Source organism: Roseateles sp. (genome assembly GCF_019237615.1).
GTDB lineage: Bacteria > Pseudomonadota > Gammaproteobacteria > Burkholderiales > Burkholderiaceae_C > Pelomonas.
In genome coordinates, this window is the sequence record NZ_JAFAGT010000086.1 from 12,807 (window position 1) to 34,565 (window position 21,759).

27 protein-coding genes are annotated in these 21,759 nt (G+C 70.3%); 10 read left to right on the forward strand and 17 right to left on the reverse strand.

Going from position 1 to position 21,759, the window contains the following annotated elements; translation table 11 throughout:
• Nucleotide 1: 1 nt before the first annotated feature.
• From JOY88_RS17970 to JOY88_RS17985, 4 genes are read right to left on the reverse strand one after another with little or no spacing between them, the layout of a single operon-like run.
• Complete coding sequence (locus JOY88_RS17970; RefSeq protein WP_293504006.1) at nt 2–679, reverse strand: tetratricopeptide repeat protein; 678 nt, start codon at nt 677–679, stop codon at nt 2–4.
• Between the two features lie 12 nt (nt 680–691).
• Nucleotides 692–1,531, reverse strand: a complete 840-nt coding sequence (locus JOY88_RS17975) for a hydrolase 1, exosortase A system-associated (RefSeq protein ID WP_293504007.1) — start codon at nt 1,529–1,531, stop codon at nt 692–694.
• On the reverse strand, nt 1,528–2,346 hold the full coding sequence (locus JOY88_RS17980; RefSeq protein ID WP_293504008.1) for a hydrolase 2, exosortase A system-associated: 819 nt from the start codon (nt 2,344–2,346) through the stop codon (nt 1,528–1,530). The genes JOY88_RS17975 and JOY88_RS17980 overlap by 4 nt, the downstream gene beginning before the upstream one ends.
• Entirely contained in the window at nt 2,343–2,600 is a 258-nt protein-coding gene (locus JOY88_RS17985; RefSeq protein ID WP_293504009.1) for an acyl carrier protein, read from the reverse strand. Before JOY88_RS17985 ends, JOY88_RS17980 begins: the two co-directional genes overlap by 4 nt.
• A gap of 135 nt (nt 2,601–2,735) precedes the next feature.
• Here JOY88_RS17985 and JOY88_RS17990 point away from each other — a divergent pair, with 135 nt between their 5' ends.
• Together JOY88_RS17990 and JOY88_RS17995 are read left to right on the forward strand one after the other, a co-directional pair.
• Nucleotides 2,736–4,325, forward strand: a complete 1,590-nt coding sequence (locus JOY88_RS17990) for an acyl-CoA ligase (AMP-forming), exosortase A system-associated (RefSeq protein WP_293504010.1) — start codon at nt 2,736–2,738, stop codon at nt 4,323–4,325.
• Complete coding sequence (locus JOY88_RS17995) at nt 4,322–5,584, forward strand: pyridoxal-dependent decarboxylase, exosortase A system-associated (RefSeq protein WP_293504011.1); 1,263 nt, start codon at nt 4,322–4,324, stop codon at nt 5,582–5,584. Before JOY88_RS17990 ends, JOY88_RS17995 begins: the two co-directional genes overlap by 4 nt.
• An 88-nt stretch (nt 5,585–5,672) precedes the next feature.
• On the opposite strand, the gene JOY88_RS18000 is transcribed toward JOY88_RS17995, so the two are convergent.
• From JOY88_RS18000 to JOY88_RS18010, 3 genes are all read right to left on the reverse strand, one after another.
• Entirely contained in the window at nt 5,673–6,524 is an 852-nt protein-coding gene (locus JOY88_RS18000; RefSeq protein ID WP_293504012.1) for a hypothetical protein, read from the reverse strand.
• 261 nt (nt 6,525–6,785) lie between these two features.
• Nucleotides 6,786–7,520 (reverse strand): arginyltransferase, encoded by a 735-nt coding sequence (locus JOY88_RS18005; RefSeq protein ID WP_293504013.1) that lies wholly within the window; start codon nt 7,518–7,520, stop codon nt 6,786–6,788.
• Nucleotides 7,517–8,248 (reverse strand): leucyl/phenylalanyl-tRNA--protein transferase, encoded by a 732-nt coding sequence (locus JOY88_RS18010; protein ID WP_293504014.1) that lies wholly within the window; start codon nt 8,246–8,248, stop codon nt 7,517–7,519. Before JOY88_RS18010 ends, JOY88_RS18005 begins: the two co-directional genes overlap by 4 nt.
• A gap of 23 nt (nt 8,249–8,271) precedes the next feature.
• Here JOY88_RS18010 and JOY88_RS18015 point away from each other — a divergent pair, with 23 nt between their 5' ends.
• The 6 genes from JOY88_RS18015 to JOY88_RS18040 all read left to right on the forward strand — a co-directional run bounded on the left by JOY88_RS18015 (nt 8,272) and on the right by JOY88_RS18040 (nt 11,441).
• Nucleotides 8,272–8,625, forward strand: a complete 354-nt coding sequence (locus JOY88_RS18015; RefSeq protein ID WP_293504015.1) for a Spx/MgsR family RNA polymerase-binding regulatory protein — start codon at nt 8,272–8,274, stop codon at nt 8,623–8,625.
• On the forward strand, nt 8,625–9,329 hold the full coding sequence (locus JOY88_RS18020) for a riboflavin synthase subunit alpha (protein WP_293504016.1): 705 nt from the start codon (nt 8,625–8,627) through the stop codon (nt 9,327–9,329). Before JOY88_RS18015 ends, JOY88_RS18020 begins: the two co-directional genes overlap by 1 nt.
• A 13-nt stretch (nt 9,330–9,342) precedes the next feature.
• The gene (locus JOY88_RS18025; protein WP_293504017.1) at nt 9,343–10,311 is read left to right on the forward strand and encodes a magnesium and cobalt transport protein CorA; all 969 of its coding nucleotides are present in this window, start codon (nt 9,343–9,345) and stop codon (nt 10,309–10,311) included.
• A 7-nt stretch (nt 10,312–10,318) separates the two neighbouring features.
• The gene (locus tag JOY88_RS18030; protein ID WP_293504018.1) at nt 10,319–10,543 is read left to right on the forward strand and encodes a DUF3820 family protein; all 225 of its coding nucleotides are present in this window, start codon (nt 10,319–10,321) and stop codon (nt 10,541–10,543) included.
• A gap of 26 nt (nt 10,544–10,569) precedes the next feature.
• Complete coding sequence (locus JOY88_RS18035) at nt 10,570–10,905, forward strand: YnfA family protein (protein WP_293504019.1); 336 nt, start codon at nt 10,570–10,572, stop codon at nt 10,903–10,905.
• Nucleotides 10,906–11,168: 263 nt separating this feature from the next.
• Nucleotides 11,169–11,441, forward strand: a complete 273-nt coding sequence (locus JOY88_RS18040) for an SIP domain-containing protein (RefSeq protein WP_293504020.1) — start codon at nt 11,169–11,171, stop codon at nt 11,439–11,441.
• Nucleotides 11,442–11,448: 7 nt separating this feature from the next.
• On the opposite strand, the gene JOY88_RS18045 is transcribed toward JOY88_RS18040, so the two are convergent.
• From JOY88_RS18045 to JOY88_RS18055, 3 genes are all read right to left on the reverse strand, one after another.
• Nucleotides 11,449–12,603 (reverse strand): alpha-hydroxy acid oxidase, encoded by a 1,155-nt coding sequence (locus JOY88_RS18045; protein ID WP_293504021.1) that lies wholly within the window; start codon nt 12,601–12,603, stop codon nt 11,449–11,451.
• A gap of 99 nt (nt 12,604–12,702) precedes the next feature.
• Nucleotides 12,703–13,602 carry a LysR substrate-binding domain-containing protein gene (locus JOY88_RS18050; protein WP_293504022.1) on the reverse strand — a complete coding sequence of 300 codons (900 nt, stop codon included), beginning with the start codon at nt 13,600–13,602 and terminating at the stop codon, nt 12,703–12,705.
• Complete coding sequence (locus JOY88_RS18055) at nt 13,602–14,375, reverse strand: tetratricopeptide repeat protein (RefSeq protein ID WP_293504023.1); 774 nt, start codon at nt 14,373–14,375, stop codon at nt 13,602–13,604. The genes JOY88_RS18050 and JOY88_RS18055 overlap by 1 nt, the downstream gene beginning before the upstream one ends.
• A gap of 242 nt (nt 14,376–14,617) precedes the next feature.
• Here JOY88_RS18055 and JOY88_RS18060 point away from each other — a divergent pair, with 242 nt between their 5' ends.
• Nucleotides 14,618–14,953: an MmcQ/YjbR family DNA-binding protein gene (locus JOY88_RS18060; RefSeq protein ID WP_293504024.1), complete on the forward strand. Its 336-nt coding sequence runs from the start codon at nt 14,618–14,620 to the stop codon at nt 14,951–14,953.
• 25 nt (nt 14,954–14,978) lie between these two features.
• On the opposite strand, the gene JOY88_RS18065 is transcribed toward JOY88_RS18060, so the two are convergent.
• Genes JOY88_RS18065 through JOY88_RS18075 form a run of 3 tightly spaced genes read right to left on the reverse strand, consistent with a single transcriptional unit; the run spans nt 14,979 to nt 16,239 of the window.
• A complete protein-coding gene (locus JOY88_RS18065; protein ID WP_293504025.1) occupies nt 14,979–15,296 on the reverse strand; it encodes a hypothetical protein in 318 nt (105 codons plus the stop codon).
• Nucleotides 15,293–15,841 carry an RNA polymerase sigma factor gene (locus JOY88_RS18070; protein WP_293504026.1) on the reverse strand — a complete coding sequence of 183 codons (549 nt, stop codon included), beginning with the start codon at nt 15,839–15,841 and terminating at the stop codon, nt 15,293–15,295. The genes JOY88_RS18065 and JOY88_RS18070 overlap by 4 nt, the downstream gene beginning before the upstream one ends.
• Complete coding sequence (locus tag JOY88_RS18075) at nt 15,838–16,239, reverse strand: DUF6249 domain-containing protein (RefSeq protein ID WP_293504027.1); 402 nt, start codon at nt 16,237–16,239, stop codon at nt 15,838–15,840. Before JOY88_RS18075 ends, JOY88_RS18070 begins: the two co-directional genes overlap by 4 nt.
• 145 nt (nt 16,240–16,384) lie before the next feature.
• Here JOY88_RS18075 and JOY88_RS18080 point away from each other — a divergent pair, with 145 nt between their 5' ends.
• On the forward strand, nt 16,385–17,134 hold the full coding sequence (locus tag JOY88_RS18080; protein WP_293504028.1) for a hypothetical protein: 750 nt from the start codon (nt 16,385–16,387) through the stop codon (nt 17,132–17,134).
• Between the two features lie 354 nt (nt 17,135–17,488).
• Here the strand turns inward: JOY88_RS18080 and JOY88_RS18085 are convergent, their stop codons facing one another.
• The 4 genes from JOY88_RS18085 to JOY88_RS18100 are packed head-to-tail and all read right to left on the reverse strand — an operon-like array spanning nt 17,489 to nt 21,703.
• Nucleotides 17,489–18,022, reverse strand: coding sequence for a PEP-CTERM sorting domain-containing protein (locus tag JOY88_RS18085; RefSeq protein ID WP_293504029.1), 534 nt, complete (start codon nt 18,020–18,022; stop codon nt 17,489–17,491).
• Complete coding sequence (locus tag JOY88_RS18090; protein ID WP_293504030.1) at nt 18,019–18,159, reverse strand: hypothetical protein; 141 nt, start codon at nt 18,157–18,159, stop codon at nt 18,019–18,021. Before JOY88_RS18090 ends, JOY88_RS18085 begins: the two co-directional genes overlap by 4 nt.
• A 35-nt stretch (nt 18,160–18,194) precedes the next feature.
• The gene (locus JOY88_RS18095) at nt 18,195–20,501 is read right to left on the reverse strand and encodes an ATP-dependent DNA helicase (RefSeq protein ID WP_293504031.1); all 2,307 of its coding nucleotides are present in this window, start codon (nt 20,499–20,501) and stop codon (nt 18,195–18,197) included.
• Nucleotides 20,498–21,703 (reverse strand): DNA polymerase Y family protein, encoded by a 1,206-nt coding sequence (locus JOY88_RS18100; RefSeq protein WP_293504032.1) that lies wholly within the window; start codon nt 21,701–21,703, stop codon nt 20,498–20,500. The genes JOY88_RS18095 and JOY88_RS18100 overlap by 4 nt, the downstream gene beginning before the upstream one ends.
• Nucleotides 21,704–21,759: the final 56 nt, after the last annotated feature.

The window sequence follows — 21,759 nt, forward strand, 5'->3', positions numbered from 1 at the left end:
GTCACTGCGATGCGGCGGAAGCCGGCGCCGACGCCGCATCGGCGACGGGCGCGGGGGCGACCCAGCGGCCCACGGCAATGAGCCGATCACGCAGCTCGGGGCGGTCGTAACCCATCGCGATGACGCGATGAGCCTGCACGAGCGCCTTGTCGTAGTCCTTCATGTCTGCGTAAAGCATGCCGACGTTGAACTGCGCGAACGGGTCCTCTTTCGTCGTCTCGGCAACGTAGTCCAGGTGCGTGCGGGCTTCGTCGAGCTTGTTCTGGCGCAACAGGAAGTTCACGTAGAGCAGCCGCGGGATGTGATCGTCGGGCTTGAAGCGCATCGCGCGTTCGTAGAAGCATTCGATCGTGTACTTGGCGCCATTGGCCGGGTTTCGTTTTTCCTTGACCACCAGGCGCTCCATCGCGAGCAGGGCACGCGGATGGTTGGGGAAGACACTTAGCGTGTACTTGAAGTCGGCGCCGAAAGAGCCCGTGGGGGCCTCCCGCAGATCCTCGGCCTCGGGCGTGAAATGCGCGGATTCGACCAGCTTGCGCTGCTGGGCGTTGGCCGTCCGGTAGTCGTAGGGGCCGTAGTTCCACTCCAGCGTTCCGCATTGCTTCGCGGTGTCGGCCATAGCCGGCAGGGTTGCTGCGGTCAGGCAAAGGAGGATCAGGCGGGGCAGGATGGGCTTCATCTTCGCTCTCACTCAAATCTTGCGCAGCCAGCTCAGCGTGGCCGCCTCGACCTTGGCGGCCTGGCCGGGGTCGGAGAAGGTGTGGTCCGCCTCGGCATAGGCTTCGAGTTGCAGGGAGGGACCGTCCAGCAGCCCCTTCCATGCAGGCGAGCCCTGCGCATACATGCTGAACTCGCGGGCAGTGTAGTCATCCCCGCTGAGAATGAGCAGTGCCGGGCAACCGAGGCCGCGCAGTCCCGTGGCCATGCGGTCTTGGAAGCTGCTCTGTCCCGGGGCCTTGCCGGCGCCTTGGGCCAGGCGCAGGTTGCCGGCCAGCGTCATCAGCGCCTTCGCACCGACGCCACCTTTCAACAGCTTGAGCCAGAACTCCTTCTCGCGCAGCCGTCGCCAGTAGTAGTGCTTCACATGCGTTTGTGCCAGCGTGGCGGCCGAGCGCACCCAGGGGTTGAGCAGGGCGACGCCGGCAACGCGGGCGTCGCGGGTCGACTCCAGGTAAAGCAGCGCCGCCGACGCCGCATCGCACAGACCCCAGAGCACGACGCGCTTGAGCGCCGGCCGGGCCGCCAGCAGCGCGGTGATGGCGGCGGCGATGTCGGCGTCGACGCCCAGGAAGTCGCGCGCCTCGCCAGGGCTGTCACCCATGCTGCGGTAGTCGAAGCGCAGCGCGGCGAAGCCATTGGCCGCCAGATGGCGGGCCAGCAGCGTGAACTGGCGGTGGCTGCCGACGCGGTATTGCGGGCCGCCGACGATGATCAGCACGCCGACTGCGGCGGCGGCTTCGGTTTCGGGTTCGGCCAGGATGCCTATCAGCGGCTCGCCTTCGCAGGCGAAGCTCAGTACCGATTCCTTCACGACAGCGCCTCCACCGTGCGGGCGACCAACGCAGGCGCGAGCTCGATCTCGCTCGTGGCCCAGAAGCCCGGGCCTTGCACGAGCTGCGAGCGCACCGCCCAGCCGGCGTCCTGCCAGGCCTTGAGCGCTTGCTCGCTGACCGGCGTCAGCGTGGCGTCTTCGCGGGTGCTGAGCTCCAGCCATTCGACCCGCCCCGCCTTGCCCACCGGGGTCAGCCTGGCGGACTCCAGGCCGGCAGCCAGGTTGGCGCCCAGCCGGTAGCCGGCGACCTCGACCGGGCGGCCGGCGGCCAGCTCGGCCTTCAGCCCGTCCATCAGCCCCTTGCTGGCCCCGCCGGCCATCTCTGCGGCCAGCTTCAGGCGCAAGAACTGCTGCAGCGCGAGCTTGCCGCTGGTCATCGGCTGCCAGAACAAGTGGTTGACCGGCCGGCCCCAGTCGGCCGACGCGGCCAGCAGGCAGCCGGCGCGCAGGCCCCAGAGCCACAGCGGGGCGTCAGGCACCCGAGCATCCAGCCAGTCGAGGCCGAGGTGCACGTCGGCCAGCCAGTCGGCCCAGCCGGCATCGCCGAAGTCGGCGGAAGAGTCGCCACAGCCACGCAAGTCGATCTGCAGCACGGCGTGACCGGCTTGGGCGAGCGCGCGGCAGGCCAGGGCGGCCATGCGGCGCGACTTGTTCATCTCCTCCGCGAACGGATGCAGGTAGAGCAGCTTGCCGCGCGGGGCGCCCTGAAACGTCGCCGACGGCGCATGGAACAGGCACAGGCGCTGCTCGCCGCCGGCGGCGGGCAGGAAGAAGGCGTCGGGATGGGGGATCAACCCAGGCGGGCGGCCACGAAGTCCGCCAGCGAACCGACCGTCGCAAAGGTGTCGCCGTCGATGTCATCGTCGTCGACGGCGAGCCCGAGCTGCTCTTCCAGCGCGGTGATGAGGCTGACGACGGCCATGGAGTCCAGCTCGGGCAGCGCGCCGAGCAAGGCGGTGTCGCGGGTGAAGGTCTGGGCGCGGCCATTCAGGCTCAGCACGTCGTCGAGAAGTCTCAGCACGTGGCCGAGCACCTGGGCGTTATCCATCTTGGGCGTCCGAAAAGCAAGCGCGGCAGTTTAGCCGGCGGCCCCCTTGGCTCCGGGGGCCGCCACCCCTTGGCTTCGGGGTCGCATGAGATACTTTTTTCACTCCCGCGCACCCTTTTTTGACATCGCCGCTTCATGCCCGAATCGACTCTGCTGAACGAGCTGGTGGCCGTGGCCGCCGAGCGCATGCCCGACGCCCCCGCGCTGACCTACGGTGCGGCAACGCTCAGTTATGGTGAGCTCGACGCCGCCGTGCGCGGCTTCGCCAGCGGCCTGATGGCGCTGGGCCTGGCTCGCGGCGAGCGGGTTGCGATCTATCTGGAGAAACGCTTCGAGACGGTGGTTGCCAGCTTCGGCGCGCCGGCCGCCGGTGGCGTCTTCGTGCCGCTGAACCCGCTCCTCAAGCCCGATCAGGTCGGCTTCATCGTGCGCGACTGCGATGTGCGCGTGTTGGTCACGTCGCCCGAGCGGCTGGCCCAGCTGGGCGACGCGCTGACGCAATGCCCCTCGCTGCGCCATGTGGTGCTGACCGGCGGCACGGGCTCGGCGCCGGTGCCGGTGCATGACTGGTCCGCGTTGCTGGGGGCGCCGACCCGGGCCGGCCACCGCGTCATCGACACCGACATGACGGCCATCCTCTACACGTCCGGCTCTACCGGCCGGCCCAAGGGCGTGGTGCTGTCGCACCGCAACATGGTGGCGGGCGGCAAGAGCGTGGCGAGCTACCTTGAGAACCGCGCCAGCGACACGCTGCTGGCCGCGCTGCCGCTGTCCTTCGACGCCGGCTTCAGTCAGCTGACCACCGCCTTTCACAGCGGCGCGCGCGTCGTGCTGTTGAACTACCTGATGCCCAAGGACGTGCTCAAGGCCATGGAGCGCGAGAAGGTCACGGGCCTGACCGCCGTGCCGCCGCTCTACATCCAGCTGACGCAGCTGCAATGGCCGGCCGCCATCGATCAGCACCTGCGCTACTTCGCCAACACCGGCGGCCGCATGCCGCGCGCGACGCTGGACCTGCTGCGCGCCAAGGCGCCTTCCGCCAAGCCCTTCCTGATGTACGGCCTCACCGAGGCCTTCCGCTCCACCTATCTGCCGCCCACCGAGGTGGACCGCCGGCCGGACTCCATCGGTCGCGCCATCCCCAACGCCGAGATTCTGGTGCTGCGCGAGGACGGCACGGAATGCGCGCCGGACGAGCCGGGCGAGCTGGTGCATCGCGGGGCCCTCGTCGGCCTGGGCTACTGGAACGATGCCGAGAAGACGGCCGAGCGCTACAAGCCGCTGCCGGTCGGCGTGGGCGGCCGCGAGGGTGGGTTGCAACTGCCCGAATTTGCCGTCTTCTCCGGCGACACGGTGAGGCGCGATGCAGAGGGCTTCCTGTACTTCGTCGGCCGCCGCGACGAGATGATGAAGACCTCGGGCTACCGAGTCAGTCCCACCGAGGTGGAAGAGGTGCTGTATGCCACCGGCCTGGTGGGCGAATGCGTGGCGTTTGGCGTCGACCATGACACGCTGGGCCAGGCCATCCAGGTCATCGCCACGCCGCCGGAGGGCGCGGGCGCACTGGACCTGGTCGCGCTGACCGCGGCCTGCAAGGCCCGCATGCCGGCCTACATGGTGCCGCATGGCTTCGACGCCCGCTCGGGCCCGCTGCCACGCAACCCCAACGGCAAGATCGACCGCAAGACCCTCTCGACCGACTGGGTCGAGCGCAACGCCGCATGAGCGATACCACTCCCCCGAAGCGCGCCCTCGAGCACGCACCCGTGCTCTTCCCCCGCGACGCCAACGGCGAGCTGCTCGTCGGCGGCCAGCGGCTGTCGGTGCTGGCCGAGCGCGTCGGCCAGACGCCGTTCTACGCCTATGACCGCGGCCTGCTGAAGGCACGGGTTGCCGAGCTGCGCGCGGCGTTGCCGCGGGGCATCGAGCTGCACTATGCGATGAAGGCCAACCCGATGCCGGCGCTGGTGCAGCTGATGGCCGGGCTGGTGGATGGCGTCGACGTGGCCTCGGCCGGCGAGCTGCAGGTGGCGCTGAACGCCGGCGCCGACCCGCACGAGATCAGCTTCGCCGGCCCAGGCAAGCGCGACATCGAGTTGGGCCAGGCGGTGGCGGCCGGCGTGCTCGTCAACGTCGAGTCCGTGCGCGAGCTGGCGCCGCTGGCTCGCGCCTCGCAGCGCCTGTCGCTGCCGGCCCGCGTCGCGCTGCGCGTCAATCCCGACTTCGAGCTCAAGGGCTCGGGCATGCGCATGAGCGGCGGCCCCAAGCAGTTCGGCATCGACGCCGAGGCGCTGCCGGAGGTGCTGGCCGAGGTGGGTCGACTCGCTGGCGATGGCATCGCCTTCGAAGGCTTTCATCTCTTTGCAGGCTCGCAGAACCTCAAGGCCGAGGCCATCTGCGAGGCCCAGCTCAAGAGCTACGAGCTGGCGTTGCGGCTGGCCGAGAGCGCGCCCGCGCCGGTCAGGTTCCTGAACCTGGGTGGCGGTTTCGGAATCCCGTATTTCCCGGGCGAGACGCGGCTGGACCTGGCGCCCATCGCCGACAACCTCGCGGCGCTGCAGGCCCGGGCCAAGGCCGACCTGCCGCGAGCCAGGCTTGTCATCGAGCTGGGCCGCTACCTGGTCGGCGAGGCCGGTGTCTACGTCAGCCGCGTCGTCGACCGCAAGGTCTCGCGCGGCCAGGTCTTCCTGGTGGCGGACGGCGGCCTGCACCACCACCTGTCGGCCTCCGGCAACTTCGGCCAGGTGCTGCGCAAGAACTACCCCGCCTCGGTTGAGCCGCAGGGCCGCCGCGAGCCGGCGACGGAGGCGGCAAGCGTCGTCGGGCCGCTGTGCACGCCGCTGGACCTGCTGGCCGACCGCATGGACATGGCGCGAGGCGAGGTCGGGGACCTGGCCGTCGTCTACCAGAGCGGCGCCTACGGCCGCAGCGCCAGCCCGGAGGGCTTCCTGGGCCATCCGGCCTGCGTGGAAGTGCTGGTCTGAGCTGCGGCTCGGTGGTGGACGCCCGCGAAAAAGGGGCGAGTCGCCAGCCCGCCGTCGGCCATAAGCCGTCGGTGGCGGCTGGCCACTCCTACTTCGACACCTGCTTGACCGGGCCGACGTCCACCGATCCGCGCACCGAGCGGTAGGCGGCCTGCTCCACGAGCGTATTGAGCCGAGTCACGATCTCGGCCGGCGAGACCTGCTCGATCACGTCGATGGAGTTGGACTTCGGATCGCTGTACTTGGCGTGTGTGAACTGCGGCTTGCGAGAGATAACGGCCAAGGTCTTGGCGTCCAGCGTCACGCGCTCGAAGGAGATGAAGGGCGCCACGTAGGCCTTGTCCTTCTGCTGCTCGCCGGTGTGCGGATTGATGGTGGTCTGGTCCGGGTCCGCGTACTCCTGCTTGCGATCGATGCCATCCTCATCGAGCAGCTCCCACTGGTTGCCGGTGGGCTTGACGTAGATGCCGATGCCGCCGAGCCGGTTGGGCATGCCCTCGCGCGTCTCCCAGGCGTAGCGCGGCAGGATGGCCTCGATGCGATCCCACTCGGCGCGTTGCGGTATCTGGGTCAGGCGCTCGCGCAGGGCATCGAGCACCAGCGCATCGCGGGCTTCGAAGGAGGCGTTCTTCATCTGCTCCACGAGCCCGGGGTTGGCGCTCCAGCGCAGCATGACGCGGCGCGAGGCGGGTTCCTCGGCGGCCAGGGCGCTGTCCAGCCCGCGCAGCACAGCCATGTTCAGCAGCTGCGGGTCCACTTGCAGCGTGCGGCGCGAGAAGTCGTCCACGCTGCGGGCACGCTTGCCGCGCTGCTTGACGATGCTGAGCTGGTCGCCGAGCGTCGAGATGAGCGCGATGGTCGGCGCCGGTTTTGCGGCTTCCTCGGCAGGTGCGGCCAGGGGCAGCGCAATCACGGCAGCAGCCAACAGTCTTCTGAGCATCAGGTCACCTCCCGGGTCGTTCTGGTATCGGATGCTAGGGGCCAGGTGCGCGGAAACAGGTGCTCCAGGCCATCTGAGCAGGTTGCAGCAAGCTCGAAAGGCCCTCGATGCCTTGCGTGCTCGATCCTAACCGTTAATTCAAGCGGGTTTTCTTCGGCGGCCACCGAGCTCGAGCGTTGAGTGTCCGAACTCCAGCATGCCGGCGCAGCTGATCGATCGGCTTGCCAGGGGCGCGGGCCGCCCTCACGGAACGCGGGGCGTTCAGTCAGCGTCCACCCAGACGCCGTTCTGCAGGATCTGGTGCGGCCTGAAGCCGGCCTTGTAGGCCATCTTGGGACTCTCCGCGATCCAGTAGCCGAGGTAGAGGTGGCTGAGTTTCAGCTCCCTGGCCTGCTGGATCTGCCACAGCACGCCGTAGGTGCCCAGGCTGCCTTGCACGTCGGGATCGTAGAAGGTGTAGACCGCCGACAGGCCGTCGCTGAGGATGTCCAGGATGGACACCATGCGCAGCGCCAGGCTGCCGTCGGGCATGGGCTCGCGGAACTCCACCAGGCGGGAGTTGATGCGCGACTGCAGCAGGAACTGGGTGTACTGGTCCACGCTGTCGTGGTCCATGCCACCGCCGCTGTGCCGGCCGGCCTGGTAGCGCAGGTACAGGGCGTAGTGCTCGGGCGAATAGCCCAGGCGCATCACCTTGGCCTGCAGGTGGCGGTGGGCCTTCCAGGCACGGCGCTGGGAGCGGCTGGCCTCGAAACGCTCCACCGGCACGCGCAACGCAATGCAGGCGCGGCACTGGTCGCAGTAGGGGCGGTAGGTGAACAGGCCGCTGCGGCGGAAGCCCGCGGCGACAAGGTTGGAGTAGGCGTCGGCGTGGATCAGGTGGCTGGGCGTGGCCACCTGCGAGCGTGCCTGCCGGCCCATGAGGTAGCTGCACGGGTAGGCGGCCGTGGCATAGAACTGGATCTGCGCGAGGGGCAGTTCTTTGGGGTGGGTCACGTTGGGGTCAGCAGCCGGTGCCAGTACGCCGGATGATAGGTCCACGGCCCCGGCGTGGCTTGGTCCACATGGGCGGCGAGGTGGGCCTCGAACTGGCTTCTCGGGACTTCGGCGGCGCCCAGCGACGCCAGGTGGCGAGTGTTCTGCTGGCAGTCTATCCAGGGGATGCCGAACTCCCGGCACAGGCAGATCAGGGCGCACAGCGCGATCTTGGAGGCGTCGGTGCGGCGCATGAACATCGATTCGCCATAGAACATGCGTCCCAGGTTGATGCCGTACAGGCCGCCGACCAGTTCGCCGTCCACCCAGGTCTCGACGCTGTGCATGGCGGGCCAGGCCAGGTAGGCCGCCTGCAGCTCGGGCACGATCCAGGTGCCCGACTGGCCCTCGCGCGGCGCGTCGGCGCAGGCCCGCAGCACGGCGGCGCGGTCGAAGTCGATGCGGATCTCGCAGCCGGGCGTGACGGCAAAGCGCTGCACCGTCTTGCGCAGCGAGCGCGACAGCTTGAAGCCTGCCGTCTGCAGCACCATGCGTGGGTCGGGCGCCCACCACAGCGGCGGCTGGCCGGGGCCGTACCAGGGGAAGATGCCGCGCCGGTAGGCGGCGGCCAGCCGCTCCGGGGTCAGCGTGCCGCCGGCGGCCAGCAGGCCGGGGGCGTCGGTCTCGGGGCCGAGCGCGCGGGCGCTCGGCGGGAAATCCAGGGAGTCCTCGTCCAGCCAGTCGATCATGGGCTCATGGTACGGTGACGGCCATGATCACCGTCTACGGCATCCCCAACTGCGACACCGTCAAGAAGGCCCGCACCTGGCTGGCCGGCCAGGGCCTGGAGGTCGCGTTCCACGATTTCAAGAAGCAGGGCGTCCCGGTCGCCGAGCTGCCGGCCTGGCTGCAGGCCCTGGGCCGCGACAAGCTCATCAACCGCGCCGGCACCACCTGGCGCAAGCTCGACGATGCTGCCAAGGCGGCCGTGGTGGACGATGCCTCGGCCACCGCGCTGATGCTGGCCGAGCCGAGCGTCATCAAGCGTCCCGTGGTGCGCTGGGCCGACGGCAGCCTGACGCTGGGCTTCTCGGCCGACGCCTTCGCTGCGAAGGGAGGCCGCTGATGTTCACCGGCATCGTCCAGGGCGTGGCCCGCGTCGAGTCCATCACGGCCCGCGAGGGCCTGCACACGCTGGAGCTGAGGTTTCCCGACGGCTTCGACGCCGAACTGGCCATTGGCGCCAGCGTGTCATGCGATGGCGTCTGCCTGACCGTCACCGAGCGGCCCGCGCCCGGCGTGGCGAGCTTCGACGTGATGGCGCAGACGCTGAACCTCACGACGCTGGGGGGCTTGCAGGCCGGCTCAGGCCTGAACGTGGAGCGTGCGGCCAGGGAGGGGGTCGAGATCGGCGGCCACCCCTTGTCCGGCCATGTCGACGTGTCGGCCCGCATCGCCGAGATCCGCCGGCCCGACAACAACCATGTCATCCGCTTCGCGCTGCCCGCGCCGTGGATGCGCTATGTCTTCGCCAAGGGCTATGTGGGCGTCAACGGCTGCAGCCTGACCGTCGCCGAGGCCCGGCGCGAGCGCGACGGCTCGGGCTGGTTCGAGGTCTGGCTCATCCCCGAGACGCTGCGCATGACCACCTTCGGCGACAAGGTCGTGGGCGACGCTGCCCACATCGAGATCGAGCGCAGCACCCAGGTCGTCGTCGACACGGTGCGCGACGCGCTGGACGAGAAGCTGGGCCCGTTGCTGCCGGTGCTGGAGGCCATCGCCCGGGAGCGCGGCATCGACCTCGCCCAGCTCGCGCTGCCCAAGTCCTGAGAGGCCGACGGCCGTGCTGATCAACAGCGTCGTGTACGAGGACGGCCGCGTCGTGGCCGAACCGGGCCTGGAGGGCGTCTCCGAGGCGCTGCAGCGTCAGAGCGGCTTCGTCTGGATCGCTCTGCGCGACCCGGGCAACGACGAGCTGGACCTGCTGCAGCGCGAGCTGGACCTGCCGCCACTGGCCGTCGAGGACGCCCGCAAGGGGCACCAGCGCCCCAAGCTGGAGGAGTACGGTGACATGCTGTTCGCCGCCATGCACCTGCTGGAGGCCGGCCCGGAAGGGCTGGAGGTGGGCGAGGTGCATGTCTTCGTCGGCCCGCGCTTCATCGTCTCGGTGCGCCATCGCAGCGCCCAGGGCTTCCTGGGTGTGCGCGACCGCGCCGAGCGCGAGCCCGAGCTGCTGCGGCAGGGGCCGGGCTTCGTCTTCTACGCGTTGATGGACGCCGTGGTGGACCGCTACTTCCCCCACATGGACGCCGTCGAGGCCGAGCTGGAGGCGCTGGAGGCCACGATGTTCCAGCCGCGCCAGGACCGCCAGGCCGTCGTGCAGCAGCTGTTCGGGCTGAAGCAGCGCCTGGCCACGCTGCGCCATGCGGTGACGCCCCTGCTGGAGGTGTCGGCCAAGCTGCACGGCGGGCGGGTGCCGGGCGTCTGCAAGGCCATGCCGGACTACTTCCGCGACGTCTACGACCACCTGCTGCGCATCCAGGCCGGCGTCGACGCCGCGCGCGAAACCATCATCGCCGCGACCCAGGTCAACCTGACGCTGGTCGCCATCGACGAGTCCCTGGTCACCAAGCGGCTTGCGGCCTGGGCAGCCATCTTCGCCGCGTCCACCGCGCTGGCCGGCATCTGGGGCATGAACTTCGAGACCATGCCCGAGCTGAAGTGGGCTTTCGGCTACCCCATGGCGCTGGGCACCATCGCGCTGGTCAGCGGCGCGCTGTACTGGCGCTTCAAGCGCCTGCAATGGCTTTGACGTCCAGATGAACCCCGAGGACCTGCTCAAGCTGGTGTCCACCGAGATGCCCTTCGGCAAGCACCAGGGCACGCTGATCGCCGACCTGCCGGGCAACTACCTTGCCTGGTTCGCCCGCGAGGGCTTTCCCAGGGGCGAGATCGGCCGGCTGCTTGCGCTGATGTACGAGATCGACCACAACGCGCTGGGCGAGCTGCTGAAGCCGCTGCGCGGCCGGCCGCGGCGGGCCTGACGCCGCGCGCCGGACAATGCGGCGCCATGGACCTGCTCAAGACCTTCGGTCTCTTTGTGCTCACCGCGCTGGCGGAGATCGTCGGCTGCTATCTGCCCTGGCTGTGGCTGCGCCAGGGCGGGTCGGCCTGGCTGCTGCTGCCCGGTGCGGCCAGTCTGGCGCTGTTCGCCTGGCTGCTGTCGCTGCATCCCACGGCCACCGGCCGGGTGTATGCGGCCTATGGCGGCGTCTACATCGGCACGGCCATGGCCTGGCTGATGCTGGTGGACCGGGTCCGCCCCACGTCGACGGACTGGGTGGGCGTCGGCGTCTGCCTGCTGGGCATGGCCATCATCATGACGGGCGCACGCGCCGGCGGCTGACGCTCAGTCCGCAGCGGTGTCCAGGTTGGCGCGCACCCGTGCCAGCAGGCCCATCCGCTGACGGCACTCGGCAGCGCCGAGGCCCTGCAGCGCGGCGGCGCTCTCCGGCGACAGGAAGAGCCGCTGGACGCGACGGTCCTGGGATCGGGCTGGGCCAGCAGCAGGCCGCGCTCCTTGAGCCCGGCGATGAGGCGGGCGATCTGTGCCTTGTCGCGACCGCTGCGCGCCACCAGCTCGCTGAACGTCGCGTCCAACTGCTGCTCATGCCCGAAGCGCCCGTCGCCACGCGGGCCGTGCCATGCTGCTTCGACACGTTGCTGGCCTTGGCCGAGGCCTTGCGGGCGCTGCGGCTGCCGTCGGGCGAGGGCTTTGTCTGGTGCGCCGGCGAGGCGCAGCCGATGGCCATGCTGCGCGACATCCTGTTGCGCGAGAAGGGCCATCCCAAGGCGGCGATGAAGGTGGCGGCGTACTGGAAGGCGGGCGCCACGGGCTATCACGCCCGACGGGACGACGACGTGCCGCCCGGCGCGGGCTGAGGCCGCTTCAGGCCGTCGGGTAGGTGCCCGGCACGAGGATGTCGCGCGTCACGTTGGCGAGCTGGGTGTGGCCGCAGAAGGCCATGGTCACGTCAAGCTCCTTGTGCAGGATGGCCAGCGCCTTGGCGACGCCTTCCTCGCCCATCGCGCCCAGGCCATAGGCCATCGCGCGGCCGATCATGGTGCCCTTGGCGCCCAGGGCCCAGGCCTTGAGCACATCCTGGCCGGAGCGTATGCCACCGTCCATCCAGACCTCGATCTGCGAGCCCACCTCGGCCACGATGGCCGGCAGCGCATGGATGCTGCTGGGCGCGCCGTCCAGCTGCCGCCCGCCGTGGTTGCTGACGACGATGGCGTCGGCGCCGGCCCGCACGGCCAGCTTGGCATCCTCCGCGTCCATGATGCCCTTCAGGATCAGCTTGCCGCCCCATTGCGCCTTGACCCAGGCGATGTCGGCCCAGGACAGGCGCGGGTCGAACTGCTCGTTGGTCCAGGCCGACAGCGAGCGCATGTCGCTGACGCCCTTCACATGGCCCACCAGGTTGCGGAAGGTGTGGCGGCGCGTGGCCGCCATGCCCAGGCACCAGCGTGGCTTGGTCATCAGGTTGAGGATGTTGCCCAGCGTGGGCCGCGGCGGCGCGGTGAGGCCGTTCTTCAGGTCCTTGTGCCGCTGGCCGATGACCTGCAGGTCCAGCGTCAGCACCAGGGCCGAGCACTTCGCGGCCTTGCAGCGCTCGATCATGCGGGCCATCGCGTCACGGTCGCGCATCATGTAGAGCTGGAACCAGAACGGTGCCGAGGTGTGCTCGGCGATGTCCTCGATGGAGCAGATGCTCATCGTCGACAGCGTGAAGGGGATGCCGAACTTCTCGGCGGCGCGCGCGGCGTGGATCTCGCCGTCGGCATGCTGCATGCCGGTCAGGCCCACGGGCGCGATGGCCACGGGCATCCTGGCATCCTGGCCGATCATCTTCACGGCCGTGCTGCGGCCTTCCATGTTGACGGCGACGCGCTGGCGCAGCTTGATGGCCTGGAAGTCGCTCTCGTTGGCGCGGTAGGTCGTCTCCGTCCAGGAGCCGGAGTCGGCGTAGTCGTAGAACATGCGCGGCACGCGCTTCTCGGCGAGTTGGCGCAGGTCTTCGATGCAGGTGATGACGGGCATGGCGGTGCGGCAGCGGTTGGGGTCAGGCCGTGATGCTAGGCCCGCGCCGCGCCCGCTGCCCCGGAAAAAACCTCGGCCCGCGGCGGAAGAGTTTTCCGCCTATGCCGCCTCCACCGCGCGGCAGTGCGCGTGCAGCCATTCGGCGAAGGCCTCGGCCGCCGGGCTGGCGCGGTGGCGCACCAGGCCGTAGTGGCGCTCGGCCGGCACGGCCAGAGCGAAGGGCTGAACCAGGCGGCCCTCGGCCAGCTCGTGGCGGGCCAGGCTGAGCCGGGCCAGCGCCACGCCCTGGCCGGCAAGCGCGGCGGCCAGCGTCAGGCCCAGGTCCACGAAGCGCGGGCCGGCCTCGGGCTCGGGCACGTCGGGCAGGCCGGCGGCGCGCAGCCAGGGCGCCCAGGGCTGCAGCGGCGTGCGCAGCAGCGGCAGGGCCAGCAGGTCGGCGGGTGCGCGCAGGGGCGGGCGGCCCGCCAGCAGCGTCGGCGCGGCCAACGGCGTCAGGCGGTCGCGCAGCAGCACCGCGTCGGCGGCAATGTCATCCGGCACGGCGCCGTGGCGGATCTCCAGGTCGGCACCGGCGTCCCCCTCGTCCAGCAGAGGCACCGACAGCGTCAGCTCCAGCTCGACCTGCGGGTGGGCCGTCGTGAAGCCGGGCAGGGCGGGCACCAGCAACTGGCGCGCGAAGGTGGGCGTGGACGTCACCCGCAGCCGCTCGCGCCGCGGACCGGCGCGCTGATGCAGCGGCATGGCCTGCAGCAGCGCCAGGGCCTGGCGCACCTGGGGCAGGTATTCGTGGCCGGCCGGCGTCAGGCTCAGGCCCCTGGCCGACTGGCGCACGAAGAGGGGGCGGTCCAGCCTCTCCTCCAGTCCGGCCACGCGCTTGGCCACGGCGCTGGCAGTCAGCGCCAGCTCGGTCGCCGCGGCCTCGAAGCTGCCCGCGCGCGCGACCGCGTCGAAGGCCAGCAGGGCGTCGAGCGAGGGCAGGCGGATGGGGCGGTCGGACATCAGAAGTTGATCGTCGTCGGGCCGGCATCGCCGGACCCGGGACGCAGATATTGCCCCAGCGTGCCGGCCATGGCCGCGACGACGCCCGCGGCCAGCCGCCAGGGCCTGAGCCTGGTTTCGGTGGTGCCGCGGCTGTTGCGCGGCTGGGGCTGCGCAATCGCTTGCAGCAAGGCCAGTTCCTGCTGGCGCTCGCGCACCAGGTAGAGCAGCTGGTCCGGGTCGGCGAAGCGCTGGGCCAGCGCGCGGACCACCTTCAGTTCGCGCTGCTGCACCAGCACGCCCTGCGGGCGCAGCGGGCAGCCGAGCGCCCGGCTGCGAAGGTACAGGGCCTTTGCGGCGAGGCGGTCGGGCAGGCAGCCGACGCCGGCATGCAGGCAGTTGGCAAGGTTGAATGAGGCCTCGGCATGGCCCTGGGCCGCCGCCGCCACATAGGCCCAGAGGCCGCGCTCCTCGTCGCCGGGGCCGCCTCGGGCGGTCAACAGCGCCCGCCCGAGCTGGAAGTGCCCGATGGCGCTGCCGCGCGCCGCCGCCAGCTCCAGCAGCGAGCGTGCCTGCACCGGGTCGGCCGGCAGTCCCAGGCCTTCGAGCTGGCACAGCCCCAGCATGGCCAGGCCGTCGGCGTCGCCAGCGTCGGCCGCGGCGCGGAACCAGCGGGCGGCGTGCGCATGGTCCGGCGGCGTGGCCTGGAACAGGGCCAGCCCATGCTGCAAGGGATTGAGGACTGGTGTCGCGGCGAGCGGGGCCGGGTCGGCGCCCAGGTCTGGGGAGTTCATCCGGCAAGCAGGTCGTGACGGGCGCGGGGCGCCGGGCTCTACGAGGCGTAGCAGCCGATTCTCTGGCAGCCCCGCCGCAGGGCCTGCAGTGGGACGGCGAATCGCCCGGATGTGCGCCGCTGGCGTGAAAAAGTTGGCGAACTCGCTCCTGCCGGCAGCCGCGGTGGCCTGGGCACAATGGGCTTCCCGCTTGCTCGCCCGGTCACCGCATCATGGGTTTTGCCGCTCTCGCCGAATCCGCCATGGCATTGCCGGGCGCCACCCAGGACATCAAATGGGGCGCCGACTGGGTCGCCAGCGTCGGCGGCAAGATGTTCTTCGTCGGTGGGCCGCATCCGGGGCTATGGACGCATTGCAGCTTCAAGGTGGATGCGCACCGGTTTCTGGAGCTGACCGGCCTGCCCGGCTTCAAGCCGGCGCCGTATGCGGCCAGGTATCACTGGGTGGCGGTGGAGGATGCCAAGGCCCTGCCGCTGTCGGAGCTGAAGGCGCTGGTGAGGCGCTCGCATGAGCTGGTGGCGGCGAAGCTGCCGAAGAAGCTGCGGCTGGATCTTGGCATCGGCCCGATGCCTGGCTAGGCAGCCCCTGGCGCCGCCGCCCGCCTCAGCCCCGGCTCCACCGGCTCGGAATCGACCAGAAGGCCAGCAGCCCCATCAGTGCCGCCACCGCCAGCGCATGCGGCATGTCCAACGGGCCGCCGGCACCGGCCAGCAGCGCCGTCGCCCCGCAGGCGGCCGTGCCGATCGCCGCCCATTGCACCCTTCGGACCCAGCGCGCGCGGCGGCACTGCTGTGCTGCCACGGGCGGCGGCAGCGCCGCCATCACCCGCAGGCTGAACCCGGCGTCGTCGGGCTCGCCGCCATCTTGCAGCCGCTGCCGCAGCGCATCGTCAAAGGAGGCGTCATCGTCGAAATCATTCATGGCGTGGTCTCCCAGGCGCCCAGTTGCTTGCGCAGCCGCGCCTTGGCGCGCAGCACCTGGGTCTTGAGCGTGCCCAGCGGCCAACCCAGCACCTGGGCGGCCTCGGCGTGGCTGAGGTCGGCGCCGTAGCACAGCAGCAGCGCGTGGCGCTGGGCCTCGCCCAGCCCGGCCAGCGCGCGGTCGAGGTCGATGCGCCAGTCGGCGCCCGGGGCGAAGTCATCCTGCGCGTCGGGGTCGGGGGGCGCGTCGTCCACCAGCGGCAGGGCCGGGCGCTCTGCGGACAGCGCGGAGTAGGCCAGCCGCGTCAGCCAGGTGCGAAAGCGCGCCTCGCCGCGGAAGCCGGGCAGGGCGCGCCAGGCGCGCACGAAGGCCTCCTGGGCGAGGTCGTCGGCGCGGCCCTGGTCGCCGCGGCAGACGCGACCGAGCAGCTTGCGCAGATAGCCCTGGTGGGCCTGCACGAGGGTGGCAAAGGCCGCGCGGTCGCCGGCGGCCGCGCGGGCCACCAGGCCGGCCTCGGCCGGTGCGACGCAGGCGCCAGGCGTCACGGCTGCTGCGGTTGCTTGCGCTCGACGGCCCAGTACAGCACCAGGCCGATGCCGATGAACAGCGGCAGCAGGCCGATGCTCCAGAGCCAGGCGCCCGGCATCATCAGCGAGAACATGCCCATCAGGCCCAGGCCCACGCCGATGTTGATGACGGCGGGCACCAGGATGCGGTTGGGGTTGGCCTGGTCGCGGCGAGCGCGCCGCCAGTCGCTGTCCTGCACATCGGCCAGCAACTCGGGCGGGATGGGTTGGCCTGCCCGGGCCAGCTCGCGAATGGTCTCGTGGCGCTGGCGCTCGCTGTGTGCCTTGCCGATGTAGTGCGACAGGATGGCGATGATGGGAATGAACATCGCCAGGATGGGAATGAACAGCGGCAGGGCGGACTGGATGTCGAACATCACGGGCGGCTCCTTGAAAACGGGTGGATGGTCCTTCCTTGGAGCGACCGGCCGCGGCTTTTGGATTCAGCGGGTCGAAAGATTCTTTGTTCACCCCCCTGAGTCGGGTACTCGATGAATGTCAAAGAAATTTACATCGATAGCCATGAAAAACAAGGCAATCACGACCAAGTCATTGATTTCCAAAGAAGATGGTTCGGTGGCATGGGGATTGCTTCCGGGGATCCTCATTTTGAGGAGAACCACAATGAAGATCACTTTCCCTTTCGCTGCAGCAGCACTGGCGGCGTCTCTGAGCACCGCCGCGAACGCCGGCATCGTCTTCAAGTTCACCGAGTCCGATGGCAACGTGGTCATGAACTCCTCCGGCACCATCGACACCAGCAAGCTGGTGCTGATGCCGAGGGTGTTCATGTGGGGGGGGACGGGCGTCGAAGAGAACGGCAATCACGACATCATGGGCGGTGCGAGCGTCGGCGAAATCAACATGTCCTTCGGCTTCCACGACGGCACCGACTATTCGCCCTGGGCCTCTGCGAATGGCCCGTGGTCCGCTTCGAGCTTCGGCACGACGGTCAACAGCGGCCACAAGGCCTTCACGACTTATGTCGGCAGTCCCAGCGGCGCGCAGATTCCGGGCCTGGGCATCGGGCGTGAAGACCTCCAAGGCTGGCTCTGGTCGCCTGACCAGAACTGGACCTTTCGCAGCGCCTCGTTCGCTTCGATGCGCATGGCTGTCGGCACCTACACGGTGACCGATGCGCAGACTGGCGAGTTCATCACCTTCCAGATCGGCGCCGGCAACCAGTTGCCCGAGCCTGATGCGGCCGCCCTGGTCGGGCTGGCCCTGGTCGGCGCCTGCGCCGCCCGCCGCGCCAAGACCCGCAAGGCCTGACCCCTTCATTGGGGCAGCAAGCCGCGAAGGCGAGTCTGAACGGCTTGCTTCGCGGCTTTGCTCTTGCCGAATCCTGCTCAGTGCACGCTGCCGAAGTCCTGCGTCCGGCAGGTGCGACAGGCAACGCCGGCATTGCCTGCCATGCAGGCCCGGGCGACGTCGCGGCAGGGCGCGTCGTTGATGCGGTCTGCGCAGGAGCCCAGGAAGCCGATCGCTGGTAGGGCCAGCCGCTGGTTGCCGTCCAGGAAAGCGCTTGGCCTTCAGGGCATTTTTGGGCCATTTGCGCAGTAGAACCCTGCGCAAAGTCGCAGGCCCGCTGCCGTGGGCCTCTGCTGCTCGGACGGGGGCTTGCGGTCAGCCGTGCCGGCGTCGCCCGAACGCAAGGCCGGCCAGCGCCAGGCCGGCCAGCGCCAGGGAGCCCGGCTCGGGCAACGGGTTGCTGGGGCCGGACCACGAGCCGGCGGCAACATCCTGGCTGCCGCTGGCGTTGTAGGTCGCGGCAACGCCGTGGGCGCCGATGCGCGCCGCCGGGTGGTTGGCGGTGTCGCAAACGCCGCTGGGCGAGAAGCACAGGTCGGCCACGGTCACCTCCAGGCTCGCGCCGAGCTGGAAGATCGTGAAGCCCGTCGCGAACGTCGAGTTCGACGGGCCATAGCTGAAGTTGGTGCCCCAGCTGAAGGCCCAGTCCGAGAACGACGACACCGCGATCACGGCGTTCGCGGCCAGCAGCGAATCGTCGAACTCCACGTAGCCGCCGAAGTTGCTGCCCGAGTTGGGCGAGACGGGCGCGAGATCACTGGTGAAGGTGTATCGCACCGGTGCGGCGATGGTCGCGAAGCTGGCCGCGGCCAGGGCGGCGACGGCGAGAGTTTGACGAGCGAACTTCATCTTGCCTCCTTTGCCAGGTCGGAAATGCCGGCGGAGGTGGGCGAATGCAGCTTGCGTGCCATGAAAAAAACGTTAGCTTTATCAATGACTTGCGGTGGCTCGGCGAAGCGCGTGTAAAGCCGGTCGACAGCTTTCATAACGGCGCGGTGCCGGGGCGCAGCGTCAGTCCCGGTCAAAGCTGCCACCAGGCCGGCAGCAGTGCCCGCACCTCCGGGCGGCGGTAGCGCTGGTCCAGCAGCCAGACCCAGCCGCGGTCGTCCACCGAGCGCAGCACGCGGCCGGCCGCCTGCACGACCTTCTGCAGGCCGGGCACGAGGTCGGCGTAGCCATGGTCGGCGCCGAACATCGCGTCCAGCCGCTCGCGCACACGGTCCTGCAGGGGCGACACAGGCGGCAGGCCCAGCGTGGCGATGAAGGCGCCGATGAGGCGGGTGCCGGGCAGGTCCACGCCTTCGGCGAAGGCGCCTCCCAGCACGGCGAAGCCTATGCCGCGGCCGTCTTCCACGAAGCGGCCGAGGAAGGCGCGGCGCGCGGCGTCGCCCATGGCGCGGGCCTGGCTCCATTGCGGCACCTCGGGGTGGCGCAGGGCCAGCCGCTGGGAGGCCTGCTCCAGGTAGTCGAAGCTGCTGAAGAAGGCGAGGTAGTTGCCCGGATGCTCGGCGAACTGCGCGGCAAGCAGGTCCACCAGCGCGTTCAGCGAGGCCTGGCGGTGGTCGAAGCGGGTGGACAGGCCGGCCACGCGCACGCTGAGGTGCTCGGGCGGGAAGGGCGCGGGCACGTCGATCCAGGCGGTGTCCTCGGGCAGTCCCAGCAGCTGGCGGGGGTAGTCCGGCGGGCCCAGCGTCGCCGAGAACAGCGTGACGCTGTGGCAGCCCTCGAAGCGCTCCTTCAAGAAGGCGCCGGGCACGAGGTTGCGGATGGACAGCAGCACGTCGCGGCCGTCGCCCGCGTCGTCCTCCAGCAGCGAGAGGTTGGCGGGCGCGTCCGCCGGCGAGGTCTGGCGCGCGCTGCGCTGCAGGTCGCATAGCGAATGGGTGCCCAGGCGGTCCAGCAGGCGCTGCAGCCCCAGCACCTCGAAATAGAACTGCAGCATGGGGCCCACGTCGAGCGGGTGGTTCTGCACATGCTCGCCCAGGGTCGTGTTGACGCGCTGCAGCGCCTCGGCGAGGTCGTCGGGAACCTCGGTCAGGGCTTCGTAGTCGCTGCTCTGAGCGCGGCCCAGGTCGACGAGTTCGGCGGCCAGCCGGCGCAGCGGCGCGCGCAGGCTCACCGGCGCAGCGGCCAGCGCCTCGCGCACGCGGGCCAGGCTCAGCTGGGTGCTGTACATGTCGCGCGTGCGGTCGATGAGGTTGTGCGCCTCGTCCACCAGCAGCGCCAGCTTCCAGCCCTGGGACTGGGCCAGGCCATAGAGCTGGCCGTGCGGGTCGAAGGCATGGTGCACATCGCCGACGACGACGTCGGCCCAGCGCAGCAGCTCCTGGCCCAGGTAGTAGGGGCAGATGCCGTGGCGCAGCGCGATGCGGCGCTGGGCGGCGGGATCCAGCCAGGCCGCCTGCACGGCCTCGGCGCGGGCGGCGTCCAGTCGGTCGTAGAAGCCACTGGCCAGCGGGCAGGCGGCGCCGTGGCAGGCCTTGTCGGGGTGTTCGCAGGCCTGCTCCTTGGCGACCAGCGTGAGCATCCTCAGCGGCAGGCCGGGGCTGGCGTCGCGCAGGGTCTGCAGCGCGTCCAGCGCGGTCAGGCGCGCGGTGCCCTTGCAGGTCATGTAGCCGATCTTGTCCAGCCCCTGGGCCGGCATGGCGCGCAGCAGCGGGTAGAGCGTGCCCAGTGTCTTGCCGATGCCGGTGGGGGCCTGGGCCAGCAGGCAGCGGCCGTTGGCGGCGGCGCGGTAGACGGCCTCGGCCAGCAGGCGCTGGCCCGGCCGCAGCTCGCCCAGCGGAAAGGGCAGCCGGCTCAGCGCCGCGTCGCGCGCGGCGCGGTGGGCGGCCTCCTGCGCGGCCCAGGCCTCGAACTGCACGCAGCGGGCCTCGAAGCCGGCCTGCAGCGCGGCGGCCGTCAGCGTCTGGCGCAGCACGGTCTCGCGCTGCGTGTCGGCGTCCACGTAGACCAGCGCCAGCTCCAGCTCGGCCAGCCCACGCTCGGCGGCGATCAGGGCACCGTAGGTTTCCAGCTGGGCCCAGTGCAGCGCGCGGCGGTTCTCGGGGATGAGTTCGACCGGGCCGCGGATGGTCTTGATCTCCTCCAGCCGGTTCACGTCGGCTTCATAGCCGTCGGCGCGCCCGCGCACGCGCAGGTGGCCGTGCAGGCCTTCCAGCGGCAGCTCGGTCTCGTAGCCGGGCGAGCGGCGCGCCAGCACGGCCAGCTGGCCGGCCTGGCCCTCCAGCGCCGTGGCCGAAGGCGTGAAGCGGCGGTCCAGGTCGCCGCGCTTGGCGGTGAACTCGCACAGGCTGCGGACCGAGACGGTGTAGGCCCAGGCGCTCAAAACAGGCTCAGGTTGTCGGGCACGGGCAGGGCCTCCGCACGCGCCGGTGCGGGCGGAGGCACCTCGCTGGCATGCACGAGGTTGCCGATGCGCACGCCCATCAGCCGCAGCCGCTTGTCGAACTTGACGCGCTTGAGGCACAGGCCCACGGCGCGGCGGATGTCGGCGGCACTGGTGATGGGCTGCTTCACGGTCTGGTCGCGCGTGACGGTGACGAAGCCCTCGAAGCGCAGCTTGATGCCCACCGTCTTGCCCGCGTAGCGCTTGGCGGCGAGGTCGCGGGCGAGGCTTTCGCACAGATCGTCCATGATGCCGCCCAGCAAGGCCTTGTCGTGCACGGCGTGCAGGTCACGCTCGAAGGTGGTCTCGCGGCTGATGGAGACCGGCTCGCTGTGCGTGACGACGGGACGCGAGTCGCGGCCGTGGGCGGCGTTGTGCAGCCAGTGGCCATAGCTGTCGCCGAACTGCTCGACCAGCCACTGCGGCGCGGCGGCGGCGATGTCGCCCACGGTCGCGAGTCCCAGCTTGACGAGCTTGTCGCCGGCCTTGGGGCCGATGCCGTTGATCTTGCGCACGCCCAGCGGCCAGATCAGGCGCGGGATGTCGTCCAGCGTCAGCACCGTGATGCCGTCGGGCTTGTCCAGCTCGCTGGCGATCTTGCTGAGCAGCTTGTTGGGCGTGATGCCGATGGAGCAGGTCAGGCCCGTCGCGCGGCCCACCGAGTTCTTGATCTCGCGCGCCACCGCCTTCACGCCGCCCAGCGGGTCGTGGCCCACGGCGTCGCGCACCCCCGGCACGTCGGTCAGGTCGATGTAGATCTCGTCGATGCCGCGGTCCTCGATGACGGGGGCCACCTCGGCCACCGCCGCCTTGAAGAGGCGCGAGTACTTGCGGTAGGACTCGAAGTCGGCCGGCAGCAGGACGGCGTCGGGCGCGCGCAGCGCGGCCTTCATCAGCCCCATGGCCGAGAACACGCCCAGGTCTCGGGCGGCGTAGGTGCTGGTCGTGACGACGCCGCGGCCGGTGTAGTCGCGCAGCCTGGAGTAGGTCCAGCTGCCGTCCTCCAGCTGCCGCGGCGCGTCCGCCCTGCGGCCGCCGATGACGACCGCCTCGCCCCTGAGCTGCGGATAGCGCAGCAGCTCGACGGACGCGTAGAAGGCGTCCATGTCGAGGTGGGCGATCCAGCGGGGAGGCTGCGGCATGGCCGCGATTGTCCGGCGGCGGCCCACCAGGGGCTGGCAGCATCGGCAGAATGCGC

What these genes read in the sequence shown, in the direction of transcription:
- JOY88_RS17970 (WP_293504006.1), bottom strand. Translation starts at nt 679, where the DNA reads ATGAAGCCCATCCTGCCCCGCCTGATCCTCCTTTGCCTGACCGCAGCA.
- JOY88_RS17985 (WP_293504009.1), bottom strand. Translation starts at nt 2,600, where the DNA reads ATGGATAACGCCCAGGTGCTCGGCCACGTGCTGAGACTTCTCGACGAC.
- JOY88_RS17990 (WP_293504010.1), top strand. Translation starts at nt 2,736, where the DNA reads ATGCCCGAATCGACTCTGCTGAACGAGCTGGTGGCCGTGGCCGCCGAG.
- JOY88_RS17995 (WP_293504011.1), top strand. Translation starts at nt 4,322, where the DNA reads ATGAGCGATACCACTCCCCCGAAGCGCGCCCTCGAGCACGCACCCGTG.
- JOY88_RS18000 (WP_293504012.1), bottom strand. Translation starts at nt 6,524, where the DNA reads ATGCTCAGAAGACTGTTGGCTGCTGCCGTGATTGCGCTGCCCCTGGCC.
- JOY88_RS18010 (WP_293504014.1), bottom strand. Translation starts at nt 8,248, where the DNA reads ATGATCGACTGGCTGGACGAGGACTCCCTGGATTTCCCGCCGAGCGCC.
- JOY88_RS18015 (WP_293504015.1), top strand. Translation starts at nt 8,272, where the DNA reads ATGATCACCGTCTACGGCATCCCCAACTGCGACACCGTCAAGAAGGCC.
- JOY88_RS18020 (WP_293504016.1), top strand. Translation starts at nt 8,625, where the DNA reads ATGTTCACCGGCATCGTCCAGGGCGTGGCCCGCGTCGAGTCCATCACG.
- JOY88_RS18030 (WP_293504018.1), top strand. Translation starts at nt 10,319, where the DNA reads ATGAACCCCGAGGACCTGCTCAAGCTGGTGTCCACCGAGATGCCCTTC.
- JOY88_RS18035 (WP_293504019.1), top strand. Translation starts at nt 10,570, where the DNA reads ATGGACCTGCTCAAGACCTTCGGTCTCTTTGTGCTCACCGCGCTGGCG.
- JOY88_RS18040 (WP_293504020.1), top strand. Translation starts at nt 11,169, where the DNA reads ATGCCCGAAGCGCCCGTCGCCACGCGGGCCGTGCCATGCTGCTTCGAC.
- JOY88_RS18045 (WP_293504021.1), bottom strand. Translation starts at nt 12,603, where the DNA reads ATGCCCGTCATCACCTGCATCGAAGACCTGCGCCAACTCGCCGAGAAG.
- JOY88_RS18050 (WP_293504022.1), bottom strand. Translation starts at nt 13,602, where the DNA reads ATGTCCGACCGCCCCATCCGCCTGCCCTCGCTCGACGCCCTGCTGGCC.
- JOY88_RS18055 (WP_293504023.1), bottom strand. Translation starts at nt 14,375, where the DNA reads ATGAACTCCCCAGACCTGGGCGCCGACCCGGCCCCGCTCGCCGCGACA.
- JOY88_RS18060 (WP_293504024.1), top strand. Translation starts at nt 14,618, where the DNA reads ATGGCATTGCCGGGCGCCACCCAGGACATCAAATGGGGCGCCGACTGG.
- JOY88_RS18065 (WP_293504025.1), bottom strand. Translation starts at nt 15,296, where the DNA reads ATGAATGATTTCGACGATGACGCCTCCTTTGACGATGCGCTGCGGCAG.
- JOY88_RS18075 (WP_293504027.1), bottom strand. Translation starts at nt 16,239, where the DNA reads ATGTTCGACATCCAGTCCGCCCTGCCGCTGTTCATTCCCATCCTGGCG.
- JOY88_RS18080 (WP_293504028.1), top strand. Translation starts at nt 16,385, where the DNA reads ATGAAAAACAAGGCAATCACGACCAAGTCATTGATTTCCAAAGAAGAT.
- JOY88_RS18085 (WP_293504029.1), bottom strand. Translation starts at nt 18,022, where the DNA reads ATGAAGTTCGCTCGTCAAACTCTCGCCGTCGCCGCCCTGGCCGCGGCC.
- JOY88_RS18090 (WP_293504030.1), bottom strand. Translation starts at nt 18,159, where the DNA reads ATGAAAGCTGTCGACCGGCTTTACACGCGCTTCGCCGAGCCACCGCAA.
- JOY88_RS18100 (WP_293504032.1), bottom strand. Translation starts at nt 21,703, where the DNA reads ATGCCGCAGCCTCCCCGCTGGATCGCCCACCTCGACATGGACGCCTTC.